The sequence below is a fragment of the Segatella copri genome (genome assembly GCF_019127135.1).
GTDB lineage: Bacteria > Bacteroidota > Bacteroidia > Bacteroidales > Bacteroidaceae > Prevotella.
This window is the reverse complement of the sequence record NZ_JAHOEA010000069.1, coordinates 1-15,149: the sequence shown is the minus strand read 5'-3', so window position 1 is coordinate 15,149 and position 15,149 is coordinate 1. Positions and strand designations below refer to the sequence as shown.

At 46.0% G+C, this 15,149-nt stretch carries 14 protein-coding genes; all 14 read left to right on the top strand.

Annotated elements, in window-relative coordinates; translation table 11 throughout:
- Nucleotides 1–1,134: 1,134 nt before the first annotated feature.
- The gene (locus KSW37_RS13610) at nucleotides 1,135–1,485 is read left to right on the top strand and encodes an NADH-quinone oxidoreductase subunit A (RefSeq protein ID WP_022120133.1); all 351 of its coding nucleotides are present in this window, start codon (nucleotides 1,135–1,137) and stop codon (nucleotides 1,483–1,485) included.
- Nucleotides 1,476–2,201, top strand: coding sequence for an NADH-quinone oxidoreductase subunit B (locus KSW37_RS13605; RefSeq protein WP_217314876.1), 726 nt, complete (start codon nucleotides 1,476–1,478; stop codon nucleotides 2,199–2,201). The genes KSW37_RS13610 and KSW37_RS13605 overlap by 10 nt, the downstream gene beginning before the upstream one ends.
- Nucleotides 2,202–2,220: 19 nt before the next feature.
- Nucleotides 2,221–3,792, top strand: coding sequence for an NADH-quinone oxidoreductase subunit C (locus tag KSW37_RS13600; RefSeq protein WP_153083866.1), 1,572 nt, complete (start codon nucleotides 2,221–2,223; stop codon nucleotides 3,790–3,792).
- A gap of 2 nt (nucleotides 3,793–3,794) precedes the next feature.
- Nucleotides 3,795–4,880 (top strand): NADH-quinone oxidoreductase subunit NuoH, encoded by a 1,086-nt coding sequence (gene nuoH, locus KSW37_RS13595; RefSeq protein ID WP_217743503.1) that lies wholly within the window; start codon nucleotides 3,795–3,797, stop codon nucleotides 4,878–4,880.
- Between the two features lie 34 nt (nucleotides 4,881–4,914).
- Nucleotides 4,915–5,445 (top strand): NuoI/complex I 23 kDa subunit family protein, encoded by a 531-nt coding sequence (locus tag KSW37_RS13590; protein WP_153073838.1) that lies wholly within the window; start codon nucleotides 4,915–4,917, stop codon nucleotides 5,443–5,445.
- A 15-nt stretch (nucleotides 5,446–5,460) separates the two neighbouring features.
- Nucleotides 5,461–5,988 carry an NADH-quinone oxidoreductase subunit J family protein gene (locus KSW37_RS13585; RefSeq protein ID WP_217743502.1) on the top strand — a complete coding sequence of 176 codons (528 nt, stop codon included), beginning with the start codon at nucleotides 5,461–5,463 and terminating at the stop codon, nucleotides 5,986–5,988.
- Nucleotides 5,985–6,293, top strand: a complete 309-nt coding sequence (nuoK, locus tag KSW37_RS13580; RefSeq protein ID WP_006846356.1) for an NADH-quinone oxidoreductase subunit NuoK — start codon at nucleotides 5,985–5,987, stop codon at nucleotides 6,291–6,293. The genes KSW37_RS13585 and nuoK overlap by 4 nt, the downstream gene beginning before the upstream one ends.
- A gap of 6 nt (nucleotides 6,294–6,299) precedes the next feature.
- Nucleotides 6,300–8,255 carry an NADH-quinone oxidoreductase subunit L gene (gene nuoL, locus KSW37_RS13575; protein WP_217743501.1) on the top strand — a complete coding sequence of 652 codons (1,956 nt, stop codon included), beginning with the start codon at nucleotides 6,300–6,302 and terminating at the stop codon, nucleotides 8,253–8,255.
- Between the two features lie 33 nt (nucleotides 8,256–8,288).
- Complete coding sequence (locus KSW37_RS13570) at nucleotides 8,289–9,788, top strand: complex I subunit 4 family protein (RefSeq protein ID WP_119237541.1); 1,500 nt, start codon at nucleotides 8,289–8,291, stop codon at nucleotides 9,786–9,788.
- 15 nt (nucleotides 9,789–9,803) lie between these two features.
- Nucleotides 9,804–11,255: an NADH-quinone oxidoreductase subunit N gene (locus KSW37_RS13565; protein ID WP_118081960.1), complete on the top strand. Its 1,452-nt coding sequence runs from the start codon at nucleotides 9,804–9,806 to the stop codon at nucleotides 11,253–11,255.
- A gap of 151 nt (nucleotides 11,256–11,406) precedes the next feature.
- The gene (locus KSW37_RS13560; protein WP_117727075.1) at nucleotides 11,407–11,592 is read left to right on the top strand and encodes a DUF4250 domain-containing protein; all 186 of its coding nucleotides are present in this window, start codon (nucleotides 11,407–11,409) and stop codon (nucleotides 11,590–11,592) included.
- Nucleotides 11,593–11,634: 42 nt separating this feature from the next.
- The gene (locus KSW37_RS13555) at nucleotides 11,635–12,528 is read left to right on the top strand and encodes a YitT family protein (protein WP_117587070.1); all 894 of its coding nucleotides are present in this window, start codon (nucleotides 11,635–11,637) and stop codon (nucleotides 12,526–12,528) included.
- Between the two features lie 209 nt (nucleotides 12,529–12,737).
- Nucleotides 12,738–14,495, top strand: a complete 1,758-nt coding sequence (locus KSW37_RS13550) for an ATP-binding protein (RefSeq protein WP_217743500.1) — start codon at nucleotides 12,738–12,740, stop codon at nucleotides 14,493–14,495.
- A 462-nt stretch (nucleotides 14,496–14,957) separates the two neighbouring features.
- Nucleotides 14,958–15,104, top strand: coding sequence for a protein tyrosine phosphatase (locus KSW37_RS13545; protein WP_217314871.1), 147 nt, complete (start codon nucleotides 14,958–14,960; stop codon nucleotides 15,102–15,104).
- Nucleotides 15,105–15,149 lie beyond the last annotated feature (45 nt).

Below are 15,149 nucleotides of genomic sequence, written 5' to 3'. Positions count from 1 at the left end.
AAGATTTTCACCTCTTTATTTTTCCAAGTGCAAATATAATAGAAAGGGCAGAAGCTCCTAGCCCAGGGCATCGCCCTGGGTAATTACGGACGCAAACCTGTCGCCCTGTAAGGGCAAAAGCTTTAAAGCTCCAGGCAAAACATAAGGCTTTTGCCCTTACAGGGCGCCTTGCTGATTGCCATTATACCCAGGGCGTTGCCCTGGGCTAGGAGCTTTTGGGCCTTCAGCCCGTACTTGAACCACATACGAAACTTCAGTAAAAAGGTAAAAAGCGCAACCCCGCTAGGCGTCAAAGGAGAAACGCCTGGCGGGGTTGCTTTTTATGGTTGTACAGCTAAAAGGTTTATGGTTGTACAACTAAAAGGTGTATGGTTGTACAACTAAAGGGTGTATGGTTGTACAACTATAAGGGTTGTAGTTGTACGATTAAAAGGTGTTGTCACTAGGCTCAGCAGACCTGCTGACTGCAGTCGGCAGAGCTGCTGACTAGGCTCAGCAGGTCTGCTGAGCCTAGTGGTAATCTTCAAGAAGCAGTCTCCTTGAACTCAAGAAGCAGTCTCCTAAAACTAAAAGAGACGTCTCTTTGAACCCAAAGAAACGTCTCCTTTTGCTTATTCAATCTTATTCTTTTGCTTATTCAAACATCTGAATACGCTTATTCAATCATAATCTTCTGCTTATTCAAACATCTGAATACGCCAGTAGAACTATCTCCTTCCTCCGGAAGAGCCGGGAGCTTTATAGAACTTACCTTTCTGGCGGGAGATGAAGATGCCGCCTTGGGCAGAGGTCTTATCTACTTGCTGGCCATTGAGATTATAGATCATCTCTTTCTCATCCTTCTTATGCAGGGTAGGAGAGGCGATGGAAGTCGCGCCAGAAGCAATGGCGAAGCGGATGAATTTTTGGGTAAAAATTCCTACTGTTCTGTTCCTTTTTGCTACAAAATACGCTCGTTTTAGCTGTTTCCGAACCTTCGTTAATACTGTCTGTTGACTGGTGAGGCAGGCAGTTTTTTGTATTTTTTTACTTTGAACGCAAATTAAACCATAAAAAAATGTGCTCTTTCAGAAAAAAGTGTTACCTTTGCACCCGCTTAGAAGCATTTATATAAAATAACGTTATAAAAAATTTATGAACTTTACACTATTTATCACCGTTTTGCTGACGGCTGTAACCTTGGTGGTGGCTGCTTATGTCATCGCGAAGTTGATCGGTCCTCGTTCATACAATCCGGTAAAGGGTGAACCTTTTGAGTGCGGTATTCCGACTCGTGGCAGCTCATGGTTGCCATCACACATCGGCTACTACCTCTTCGCCATCCTTTTCCTGATGTTTGACATCGAGACAGTATTGCTTTACCCATGGGCAGTCGTAGTTAAGCAGTTTGGATCTATGGCTCTCGTGAGCATCGGGTTCTTCCTGTTGGTATTGGTATTTGGCCTTGCATACGCTTGGCGGAAAGGAGCATTGGAATGGAAGTAAACAAAAGAGCCTCTATCAAGAGTATTCCTTACGACGAGTTTAAGGACAATGACACCCTCGAAAAGATTGCGCAGGAGCTCAATGAGGGTGGTGCGAATGTGGTAGTCGGTTCCCTTGATGCTGCCATCAACTGGGGACGCAGTAACTCACTCTGGTCTTTGACCTTCGGTACCTCTTGCTGTGGTATCGAGTTCATGGCTGTAGGTTGTGCACGTTACGACTTCTCCCGTTTCGGTTTCGAGGTAACCCGTAACTCTCCACGTCAGGCTGACTTGATCATGTGTGCCGGTACTATTACCAATAAGATGGCACCTGTATTCAAGCGTTTGTACGATGAAATGGCTGAGCCTAAGTATGTGGTAGCTGTAGGTGGATGCGCCATCTCTGGCGGTCCGTTCAAGAAGAGCTACAATGTGGTTCGTGGTATCAGCGAGTTGGTTCCTGTGGATGTTTACATCCCTGGATGTCCTCCACGCCCTGAGGCTATCCTTTACGGTATGATGCAGTTGCAGCGTAAGGTAAAGGTTGAGAAATTCTTCGGTGGTGCTAACCACAAGATGACTCAGGATGAGAAGGAACTCTCTATGAACAAGGGTGGTCTTCGCGGCTTGAGCAACGAGAATCTCTCTGACAGCGAGAAGCTCGGACACAAGGAGCCTATCATCGTAACTGAAGTACCTGAGGATTTCGACCCTCAGAAAGGTCTAACTGATTAATATAATAAGGTATAAGAACATGAAACTGAATAATATTGAATTGAGTTTTGATAATTTCGCTTCTGAAATGGCGAAGTTGAAGAACGAGAAGCATTTCGACTACCTTGTTACCATCATCGGTGAAGACTTCGGTGAGGAAGGTCTCGGATGTATCTATATTCTCGAGAATACTCAGACCAACGAGCGCTGCTCAGTAAAGACCATCGCCAAGAAGGTGGATGGCAGTGATGTAATTCCTACAGTAATTAACCTTTGGAAGGTAGCTGACCTTCTGGAGCGTGAGGTATTCGATTTCGTCGGCATCAAGTTCCTGGGTCACCCAGACATGCGTCGTCTCTTCCTCCGTACCGATTTCCAGGGCTATCCATTGCGCAAGGACTTCGATATGAGTCCTGAGGCAAACAAGTTCCCTTGTACTGATGAGCCAGAGGATGACTTCACCATGGAGTATTCCTTGAGCGAAGATGGCCATCTCGTTGCTACAGAGAAGCGTCGCTTTGATGAAAACGACTATGTTGTCAACATCGGTCCTAACCACCCATCTACCCACGGTGTGCTCCGATTGCAGACTGTTATTGATGGTGAGACTGTGAAGCGCATCTATCCACACCTCGGTTATATTCACCGTGGTATCGAGAAGATGTGGGAGAATATGACCTATCCTCAGACATTGGCATTGACCGACCGTCTGAACTATCTTTCTGCGATGATGCACCGCCACGCGTTGGTAGGCGTTATCGAGGAGGCGATGGGTATCGAACTCTCAGACCGCATCCGCTACATCCGTACCATCATGGATGAGTTGCAGCGTATCGATTCACACTTGTTGTACCTCGGCTGTACCGCACAGGACTTGGGTGCCTTGACTGCATTCCTTTACTGTATGCGCGACCGTGAGCACGTATTGAACGTGATGGAGGAGACAACCGGTGGCCGTCTGATCCAGAACTACTACCGTATCGGTGGTCTGCAGGCAGATATCGACCCTAACTTCGTTCAGAATGTGAAGACCCTCTGCAAGTATCTCCGTCCGATGATTCAGGAATACCTCGACGTATTCGGTGACAACGTGATTACTCACAATCGTCTCGAAGGTGTAGGTCCAATGAACCTTGAGGATTGTATCAACTATGCCGTAACCGGTCCTGCCGGTCGTGCATCAGGTTGGAAGAACGATACCCGCAAGCGTCATCCATACGATATGTACGACAAGGTAGAGTGGAAGGAAATCACCCTTACCGGTTGCGATTCAATGGATCGTTACTATGTACACATCCAGGAGTTGTACCAGAGCTTGGACATCATCGAGCAGTTGATTGACAACATTCCAGAGGGTGAGTACTACATCAAGCAGAAGCCAATCATCAAGGTTCCAGAGGGACAGTGGTACTTCTCTGTAGAGGGTGCCAGCGGCGAGTTTGGTGTATATCTCGACTCAAAGGGTGACAAGAGTCCATACCGTATGAAGATGCGTCCGATGGGTCTCTCACTCACAGGAGCCTTGGATCCAATGCTCCGTGGTCAGAAGATCGCCGACCTCATCACTACAGGTGCAGCAATCGATTTCGTAATCCCTGATATTGATAGATAATTATGTTTGATTTTAGTATAGTAACAACATTCATCGACAATCTGCTTCGCCAGACCTTGGGTCTGGGCGACTTCCTGTCGATTCTGATTGAGTGCGTGCTCGTGGGTATCTGTATTTTGGCAGCATACGCCCTCATCGCTATCGTACTTATCTTCATGGAGCGTAAGGTGTGTGCCTACTTCCAGTGCCGTCTTGGCCCTATGCGTGTAGGTCCTTGGGGTATCTTCCAGGTATTTGCCGACGTGCTCAAGATGTTGATCAAGGAGATCTTCGCCGTGGATAGAGCCGACAAGCTGCTCTACTACATGGCACCATTCCTCGTGATCATTGCCTCTGTAGGTACTTTCTCTTTCCTTCCATGGAACAAGGGAGCACATATTCTTGACTTCAACGTAGGTGTATTCCTCATCACAGCCGTAAGTTCTATCGGCGTGCTGGGTGTGTTCCTCGCAGGTTGGGCATCTAACAACAAGTACTCTGTGGTATCTGCCATGCGTGGTGCCGTACAGATGATTTCTTACGAGATGTCTCTCGGTCTCTGTCTGATTTCTGCAGTCGTTCTTACCGGCACCATGCAGGTAAGCGGTATCGTAGAGGCACAGACTGGTGCTTGGAACTGGTTGATTATCAAGGGTCATGTGCCAGCTATCCTGGCTTTCTTGGTATTCCTCGTAGCAGGTAATGCTGAGGCTAACCGTGGTCCTTTCGACTTGGCTGAGGCTGAGAGTGAGTTGACCGCAGGTTACCACACTGAGTATTCAGGTATGGGCTTCGGCTTCTACTACCTGGCAGAGTACCTCAACCTCTTCGTGATTTCTGGTATCGCTTCTACCGTATTCCTCGGTGGTTGGGCGCCATTGAACATCGGTATCGAGGGCTTCGACAATCTGATGAACCTTATTCCTGGTTTCATCTGGTTCTTCGGTAAGACCTTTGCTGTGGTTTGGCTCCTGATGTGGGTACGTTGGACATTCCCACGTCTGCGTATCGACCAGATTCTGAAGTTGGAGTGGAAGTATCTGATGCCATTGTCACTGGTCATCCTGATTTTGATGACAGTATGCGTAGCATTCGGATTCCACGGATAATCTTTAATACACATTATTATAATAATAAGAAAGTATGTCTAACAATTCATATTTCGGCGGTATTGCAGCGGGTTTGAAGACCCTCGCTATCGGTATGAAGACTACCATGAAGGAGTACTTCACACCAAAGAGCACAGAGCAGTATCCTGAGAACCGCAAGACTACACTCCACGTATCTCCACGTTTCCGTGGTCGCCTGGTCTTCGTTCGTGATGAGAACGAGGCTTACAAGTGTGTGGGTTGTACATTGTGTGAGAAGTCATGCCCTAACGATACCATCAAGATTGTAACCGAGATGGTGGAGGACCCAGAGACAGGCAAGAAGAAGCGCAAGCTGGTAGATTACCAGTACGACTTGGGCGACTGCATGTTCTGCGAGCTCTGTGTCAACGCATGTAACTTCGGTGCAATCAAGTTTGTCAACGATTTCGAGAATGCAGTCTTCGACCGCAACAAGTTGGTGATGCACCTTGACAAGGAGGTTTATAAGGGCGGAAGCCTTCCTAACCTCATCGAGGGTGGTGCCCCATTGGAAATCGGTAAGTTTAACACCAAGACTAAGTAAGGAGGACTTTAGACAATGATAACAGCAAATATATTTATGTTCGTCATCTTGGCAGTAGTCATCCTTGGCTCAGCCATCATGTGCGTGTTCACCAAGCGCATCATGCGTGCGGCAACCTTCCTGTTGTTCGTGCTCTTCGGTGTAGCAGGCATGTTCTTCCTGCTCGACTATACTTATCTGGGTGCAGCTCAGATTTCTGTATATGCCGGTGGTATCACCATGCTTTATGTCTTCGCTATCCAGTTGGTTTCAAAGCGTACCCTCCAGGGTCTTTTGGAGCATGTCAAGGGTAGCAAGGTTGTAGGTCGCGCACTCGTCTGCCTCGTTGGTTTTGTAACCTTGGCAGTCATCGTGTTGAAGAATCACTTTATTGATATGGCTGCAACCGTAGCCGACACCGAGGTGCCAATGGATCAGGTAGGTTCTGCACTGGTAGGTGCTGACAAGTATGGCTATGTATTGCCATTCGAGTTTATCTCTGTATTCCTGTTGGCATGTATCATCGGTGGTATCTTAATCGCAAGAAAGGAGGATAAGAAATGATTCCAGTACAATATTTCTTCGTGCTCTCAGCACTCTTGTTCTTCATCGGAGTCTATGGCTTCTGTACACGCCGTAACCTCGTTGCCATGCTCATCTCCATCGAGCTTGTATTGAATGCAGCCGACCTGAACTTCGCTGTGTTCAACCGCATCCTCTTCCCAGGACAGTTAGAAGGTTTCTTCTTCACATTGTTCTCTATCGGAGTAGCAGCAGCCGAGACAGCCGTAGCGCTCGCTATTATTATCAACGTTTACCGCAACTATCACAGTGACCAGGTGAACAGTATTGAAAACATGAAATTCTAAAAGACAATGGAATACAATTATGCATTTTTGATACTTCTTCTGCCATTCCTGAGCTTCCTGGTTCTGGGACTTGTGGGTATGAAGATGAAAAGACCGGTAGCAGCACTCATCGGTACCGTATTGATGGGCTGTGTATTCGCGATGTCTGTCTATACAGCATACGAGTACTTCTTTGCAGTGGGTCGTGATGCCTCAACAGGTATGTACCCAACTGTTACCGTATTTAATTTCACATGGTTGAAGTTTACTGAGTTGCTCACCTTCAACATCGGTTTCCGTCTGAGCCCAATCTCCGTATTGATGCTCATCGTGATTACCACCGTCAGCTTCATGGTTCACATCTACAGCTTCGGCTATATGGCAGAGCGTGATGAGAACTACAAGGTTGAGGAATATGAGAAGGGTATGCAGCGTTTCTACGCTTACCTGAGCCTCTTCACCATGTCAATGTTGGGCCTGGTAGTAGCTACCAACATCTTCCAGATGTATCTGTTCTGGGAGTTGGTGGGTGTCTGCTCATACCTGCTCATCGGTTTCTACTATCCAAAGCATGCTGCAGTACATGCCAGCAAGAAGGCGTTCATCGTAACCCGTTTCGCTGACCTCTTCTTCCTCATCGGTATCCTGTTCTACAGCTTCTATGTAGGAACCTTCAACTACGACTTGAATGCTCAGCCAGAGCTCAACTCTGCTTTGGCAGGTGCAGCTTGGGTAATGCCAACAGCATTGTTCCTCATGTTCATCGGTGGTGCCGGTAAGAGTGCGATGTTCCCATTGCACATCTGGTTGCCAGATGCGATGGAGGGTCCAACTCCTGTTTCTGCGTTGATCCACGCCGCTACCATGGTTGTAGCCGGTGTATATCAGGTAGCCAGCCTCTTCCCAATCTGGGTACAGTATGCTCCTGAGACATTGCACTATGTAGCTTATATTGCAGCCTTCACCGCATTCTATGCAGCAGCCGTAGCTTGCTGCCAGCGTGATATCAAGCGTGGTCTGGCTTTCTCTACTATCTCTCAGATTGCCTACATGCTCGTAGCGCTCGGTGTTTGCTTCGCAGTAGATAACCACCATGGTGGTTTGGGTTACATGGCTGGTATCTTCCACCTGTTTACCCACGCTATGTTCAAGGCATTGCTCTTCCTCTGCTCTGGTGCCATCATCGTCATCATCGGCAGCAACTTCAAGGATTACATGGGCGGTTTGCACAAGTACATGCCTATTACCAACATCTGCTTCCTCATCGGTTGCTTGGCGATTGCAGGTATTCCTCCATTCGCAGGTTTCTGGTCAAAGGATGAGATTATCTCAGCTTGCTTCCAGTTCTCTCCATTCATGGGCTGGTTCATGACAGTGGTTGCCGGTATGACAGCATTCTACATGTTCCGTCTCTACTACGTTATCTTCTGGGGACAGAGCTACTATGAGCTTGATCCTGAGAACCGTCGCAAGCCACAGGAGGTTCCTTTCGTGATGTGGGGTCCATTGGTATTCCTCGCCATCGTCTCTTGCCTTTGTGGTTTGATTCCATTCGGTCACTTCGTATCTGCTACAGGTCAGAGCTACGATATCCATATCGACATGAGTGTGGCAACAACCTCTGTTATCGTTGCTATCATCGGTATCGGTCTGGCTACTTACATGTATGCTCCTAAGAAGACTCCATTGGCAGACGCTTTGGCTAAGAAGATGCCTAAGTTGCACAAGGCAGCCTTAAACCGTTTCTATATCGACGATGCTTGGCAGTTCTTCACCCACAAGATTGTCTTCGGTCTGTTCTCAAAGCCAATCGCATGGTTCGACCGTCGCGTTATCGATGGTACCTTCAACTTCATGGCTTGGGGTACACAGGAGGCAGGTGAAACCATCCGCCCATGGCAGAGTGGTGATGTTCGCAGCTATGCTATCTGGTTCCTCACCGGTACCGTAGCATTGACATTGTGCCTGCTCGCACTTCTTTAATGAAAGTCTCACAATTAAGTAAATAGAAAAGAAATGAATTTAAGTATATTCGTCATAGTACCACTCCTGATGTTGCTCGGCCTCTGGTTGGCTCGCAACGATAAGCAGGTTCGTGGTGTGATGGTAGCAGGTGCCAGCGTATTGCTCGGTCTCTCCATCTATTTGGTGTTTGCATTTCTCGAAGCTCGTGAGACAATGCCAGCCGACCAAGCTCCGATGCTCTTCACCTACTGTGTGCCTTGGTTTGAACCATTGCACATCAACTATTCACTCGGTGTGGATGGTATCTCAGTGGTGATGCTTCTCCTGACTTCTATCATCGTGTTCACCGGTACATTTGCTTCCTGGCAGATGGAGCCAATGAAGAAGGAATACTTCCTCTGGTTCACACTCCTGAGCATCGGTGTATATGGCTTCTTCATCTCTATCGACATGTTCACCATGTTCATGTTCTATGAGGTAGCGCTGATTCCTATGTACCTTCTGATTGGTGTATGGGGTAGTGGTGCGAAGGAGTATTCAGCCATGAAGTTGACTTTGATGTTGATGGGTGGTTCAGCCCTTTTGGTTATCGGTATCCTGGGTATCTACTTCTACAGCGGTGCTCAGACCTTCGAAATCCTTGATATCGCTCACCATACCAATGGTGCTCATGCGATTCCAGAGAGCGTGCAGAACGTGTTCTTCCCATTGCTCTTCATCGGTTTCGGTATCCTCGGTGCGCTGTTCCCATTCCACACATGGTCTCCTGATGGTCACGCAAGTGCGCCAACAGCCGTATCTATGTTGCACGCCGGTGTATTGATGAAGCTTGGTGGTTACGGTTGTTTCCGTATCGCCATGTTCCTCTTGCCAGCTGCTACTCACGGCTTCTGGATCAAGGTATTCCTCGTGCTGACTACTATCTCTATCGTATATGGTGCTTTGTCAGCTTGTGTACAGACCGACTTGAAGTACATCAACGCTTACTCATCAGTATCTCACTGTGGTATGGTGCTCTTCGCTCTCTGTATGATGACCGAGACAGCCGCTACTGGTGCTATCCTCCAGATGTTGTCTCACGGTTTGATGACCGCCCTCTTCTTCGCCGTTATCGGTATGATTTACCATCAGGCTGGTACACGTGACGTTCGCTACTTGGGTGGTTTGATGAAGATCATTCCATTCCTCTCAGTAGGTTATGCAGTAGCTGGTTTGGCTAACCTCGGTTTGCCAGGTTTCTCAGGTTTCGTAGCCGAGATGACCATCTTCGTAGGTGCCTTCCAGAATGCAGATATGTTCCATCGCGTATGTACCATCATCGCATGTACCTCAATCGTTATCACAGCGGTTTACATCTTGCGTTGTGTTGGTAAGATCCTTTATCAGAAGGTTCCTAATCCAAAGTTGGAGAAGCTTCACGATGCTACCTGGGACGAGCGTATCGCTGTAGCAGGTCTTATCGCCTGCGTTGCAGGTCTCGGTATGTTCCCACTCTGGGCAGAGAAGATTATCATGGACGCTGTAGGTCCTATCTTTAGTGTAATCATGTAATAAATATCAGAAGAAATGAATTACAGTCAATTTTTAAATATGATTCCAGAAGCTACTCTGATGGTAGTTCTGTTGATCACTTTCATTGCTGACTTCTGCAGTTCCAAGAGCGCAGACCGTAAGTGGTTCAATCCTCTGGTATGTCTCTTGATGGTGGCTCACATTGCCATCAATATCTTCCCAACAGAAGCCACAGAGGCATTTGGCGGCATGTACACAACAGGTCCTGCTGCCGGTGTCTTGAAGACTATCCTGGCGCTGGGTACCCTCATCGTGATGGTACAGGCTAAGGAGTGGTTGAGCCGCAAGGACACTGCCTTCAAGGAGGGTGAGTTCTATATGCTGATTATCTCTACCTTGCTCGGTATGAACATGATGGTTAGTGCCAACCACTTCCTCCTGTTCTTCCTCGGTCTCGAAATGGCATCTGTGCCAATGGCTTGCTTGGTAGCATTCGATAAGTACCGTCACAATTCTGCTGAGGCAGGTGCTAAGTTCATCCTTACCGCTACTTTCTCAAGTGGTGTGATGATCTACGGTATCTCTCTGCTTTATGCTGCTTGTGGTACTTTGTATTTCGATGATGTAGCAAAGGTTATCTCTGCATCTCCATTGACCATCGCCGGTATGGTATTCTTCTTCAGTGGTCTCGGTTTCAAGATTTCTTTGGTTCCTTTCCACTTCTGGACAGCCGATTCATACCAGGGTGCACCAACTACTGTTACAGGTTACTTGTCAGTAGTATCTAAGGGTGCTGCAGCGTTCACTCTCTGCGCTATCCTCATGAAGGTGTTCCAGCCAATGGTAGAGTACTGGACCGTATTGCTTTACATCGTGATTGTACTTTCTATCACTATCGCCAACCTGTTTGCCATCCGTCAGAGCGACCTGAAGCGTTTCATGGCATTCTCTTCTATCTCTCAGGCAGGTTACATCATGTTGGCTGTGGTAGGTAACTCAGCGATGAGCGTGAGCGCCCTGACTTACTATGTATTGATTTACGTAGTAGCCAACCTGAGCGTCTTCACCATCATCTCATCTATTGAGGAGCACAACAACGGTACTGTTCAGATGGACAGCTACAATGGTTTGTACAAGACCAATCCACGTCTGGCATTCCTGATGACCTTGGCATTGTTCTCATTGGGTGGTATTCCTCCATTTGCCGGTATGTTCTCGAAGTTCTTCGTGTTCATGGCAGCAGTTGGTACACACGACATCCACACCACATTGGGAGCCTGGGCATACGGCGTAGTATTCATCGCGTTGGTAAACACAGTTATCAGCTTGTACTACTATCTGCTCATCGTGAAGGCTATGTTCATCAAGCACAGCGATAATCCGCTTCCTACTTTCCAGAGCGCATGCTCAACCAAGTTGGCGCTTGCAATCTGCACCGTAGGTATCGTAGCATTCGGTATTTGCTCATTCGTCTTCGACTGGATTTCAGTTGCAGTGAATGCGTAAATCATCAATAATCTATAAAAATCCCGCTAATCGTATAGATTGGCGGGATTTTTTTTGGTATTGTCTTCGATTTGCAGTACCTTTGCACCCCGAAAGAGGCAAGGTGCCTCAAGTAATCAATAATAAATATTAATTAATCAATATAAAAAGGATGGATAAGTTACCAATGAATGATGTTCCGATGCTCGTAAGCGCCATCAACTTCCTGCTTCGTGACCACGAGTTTGATACACTCGATGAGATTTGTAATCACTTCAATGTGAACCGTGCGGCATTAGAAGCCAAAATGGCTACCCAAGGTTTTGAGTGGTCAGAGCAGCAGAAGAAATTCTGGTAAAGAGCACCCTATAAATTATAAATTGTAAATTATAAATTAATTATGACTCCTCCTCGACCCTTGTGGAAGTCTGTACAAGACTATGTTTTGATTGCGATAGGTATGATATCCTACGCTATTGGATGGAACGTGTTCCTCTTGCCAACCAATGTAACAGCAAGCGGACTTCCTGGTATCTCCAGTATTATCTATTGGGCAACCGGTTGCCCTGTGCAAATTCCGTATTTCATCGTCAACGCCACCTTATTAATATGTGCGTTCAAGATTTTGGGAGCAAAGTTCTGTGTCAAGACTGTTTATGCCGTTATAGTGGTAACCATCCTGACCTCTTTCTTCTCCAGCCGTTTAGGTGATGTTCATCTTTTGGAAAACCAACCTTTATGGGCTGCTTTCCTGGGTGCCGTTTTCTGTGGCTGCGGAATCGGACTCGGTTTCTCGGTTGGTGGAAGTACGGGTGGTACGGATATCATCGCAGCCATCGTCAACAAGTATCGCGACATTTCTCTAGGTAGAGTGATTATGATATGCGACATCTTCATCATCAGTTCCAGCTATCTGGTGGTACACGATTGGGAGAAGGTGTTATATGGTTATGTAGTTCTTTGCGTTCAGGCATTCTGCATCGACCAGGTGGTAAACAGCAGAAGACGAAGCGTACAGTTCTTTATCATTTCACAGAAGTATGAGGAGATAGGCAAGCGCATCAATGTAGATGCTGATAGGGGAGTAACGGTGGTGAATGCCAGCGGTTTTTATTCCGGTCAGGATGTGAAGATGCTTTTCGTGTTAGCCAAGCAGCGTCAGGCTCCTGCTATCTTCCGTCTTATCAGCGAGATAGATCCCCATGCCTTTGTCAGTCAGAGTGCCGTTATCGGTGTGTATGGTGAAGGTTTTGACAAGATTAAATATAAAAGCAAAAAAGAGCACGGAGTTTAATATTCCGTGCTTTTTTGTGTTATAACAAATGAGTCTCGGAAAAAATCACCATAGCCATCAAATCAATTCAACTATTAGGAGGTTATATAGGGTTCATATTGCAAAATATCAATAATTTTTAGCAATACAAAGAAAAGACAGACAGATTCTTTGGCATATTCAGATAAATTTCTTATTTTTGCAAAGGTAAAATATTAAAAGGAGCAATCATGAATCAGAATATGAAACGTTTGCCTTACGGCATCAATGACTTTGAGGCTGTTATAGAGCAAAATCAATATTATGTGGATAAGACGATGTATTTGCCTTTGTTGGAAAACCAACCAAGCAACATCTTCTTCATTCGTCCACGCCGGTTTGGTAAGAGCATATTCCTGAGTATGCTCCATGCTTATTACGACTGTAGCAAGAAAGAGAAATTCCAAACTCTTTTCGGTGATTTATGGGTTGGTAAGCATCCTACTCCTTTGCAGGGAAAGTATCAGATTCTTCACCTTGATTTCTCGTATGTGGGTGGTGGTATAGAAAAGCTGGAGGAAAACTTCAATATGTATCTGCGTGTCAAATTGGACGGTTTCATGCGAGTTTACCAAGAGTTTTATCTGGCAGATTTTAAGGAGAGGTTCTTTAAGTCGGATTCTGGTACGGAGAAATTAGCTTTGCTTCAGGATGAGACTGCCACCAAGAACCTTCCTCTCTATCTGATTATCGATGAATATGACAATTTCACCAATACAGTGCTCAATGAGCAGGGTGAGAATGTATATTGGGCAATCACCCATGCCGATGGCTTCTACCGTGATGTCTTCAAGAAGTTCAAGGGTATGTTTGAACGTATTTTCATCACAGGTGTCAGTCCTGTTACCTTGGACGATGTGACGAGTGGGTTCAATATTGGCTGGCATATCTCCACCAAGCCAGAGTTCAATCAGATGTTGGGCTTCTCTATGGAGGAAGTACGCAAGATGTTTGCTTATTACAAGGAAGTGGGAGGCATTCCTGCAGCAAGCGATATCGAGGCGATGATAGACGAGATGAAACCTTGGTATGATAACTATTGTTTTTCTGAGGATGCTCTGCATACTCAGAGTAAGGTGTTCAATAGTGATATGGTCATCTATTATCTCCGAAATTATATAGATAGGGGAGAAGCTCCAAAGCAGATGATAGACCCAAACACGAAGACTGACTACAACAAGATGAAGAAACTTCTTCAGTTGGATAAGTTGGATGGCGACCGCAAAGGTGTTATCCGCACGATAGCCGAGACGGGGCAGATTGTGGCTCCTTTGACAGAAACCTTTTCTGCCTATAGGTTGACCGACCCTCAGATATTTACGAGTCTGCTGTTTTATTATGGTATGTTGACCATCAAGGGAACTCGTGGCGATAAGATGATATTGGGTATTCCAAACAATAATGTCCGTAAGCAGTACTATGGCTATTTGATGGACTTGTATGAGGAAAGGTCATACGTAGATACCAACCAACTTACTGATTATTATTATGATATGGCGTACGAGGGTAAGTGGCGTGAAGGATTACAGTTTATGGCAGATGCCTATTCCAAGGTATCGTCAGTTCGTGACGGCATAGAGTCGGAGCGTAATCTTCAAGGTTTCTTCATGGCATATCTGAATTTGAACAATTACTATTATACCGCACCGGAGCTAGAGTTGAACCATGGCTATTGTGATTTTTTCCTTTTGCCAAATCTTACTCATTATGCTACGAAGCATAGTTATATCCTGGAGCTGAAGGTGTTGTCGAAGAAAGATTACGAGACAAAGCCAGAGGATGGCAAACTCTCTAAGGCAGAAGCACAATGGCAAGAGGCTGAGGAACAAATCAAGCGATATGCCGCAGCTCCAAGGGTCGAGGCGCTGCGCCAGGGTACAACGCTCCATAAAATCATCATGCAGTTTGTAGCAGGTAAGTTGGTGAGGATGGAGGAGGTGGTATGTTGAGAGACATAGAATTATTTTAGTGTTCAAAGAGCACGGAGTTTAATATTCCGTGCTTTTTTGTGCATCAGGAAAAGTCAGGTGATGGTACATGCCAGTAATCCGAAAAAGTGATGGTGTGTCATAAGTCTTGATAATAGTTGGCGCATAACAGTTGATCAACGCATGCACAACAGCTGTTGTGCGGTCGAAGATACTGACTGTCTCAACAACATATCCTATCTCTTCCAACAACAAGTGTCTACTGAAATCAGGAAAAGTCAATCTGTTTCTTTGCAGCCGTGTTGCTAAAATAAAATTTATCTGCATTTTATTAGGATAAAGATGCTTTAGTTTCAAAAATAATCCGTATCTTTGTAGTCGTATTCTTCCCGATAGTAGTTCTTGAAAGCTTAATCTGGTAGAATGAAATTTAGAAAGAGCGGACATTTGGGATGCTCATCATTTAATAATGGAGGATTGGATATGAATAAATTAACAAGAGAAGAGGCGCTTAGACGTTGGAAATCTGCCAAGGCCACAAAGAAAGCCATGGTTGACAAGATGCAGAAGATGCTTTATGAAGACTACAAATTACGTACAGGCGAGGAGCCTGTGAGATTGAGAGTGTAAACTAAACTGTGTCAAGCTACAATAAAAGTAGTTTAACACAGTTTT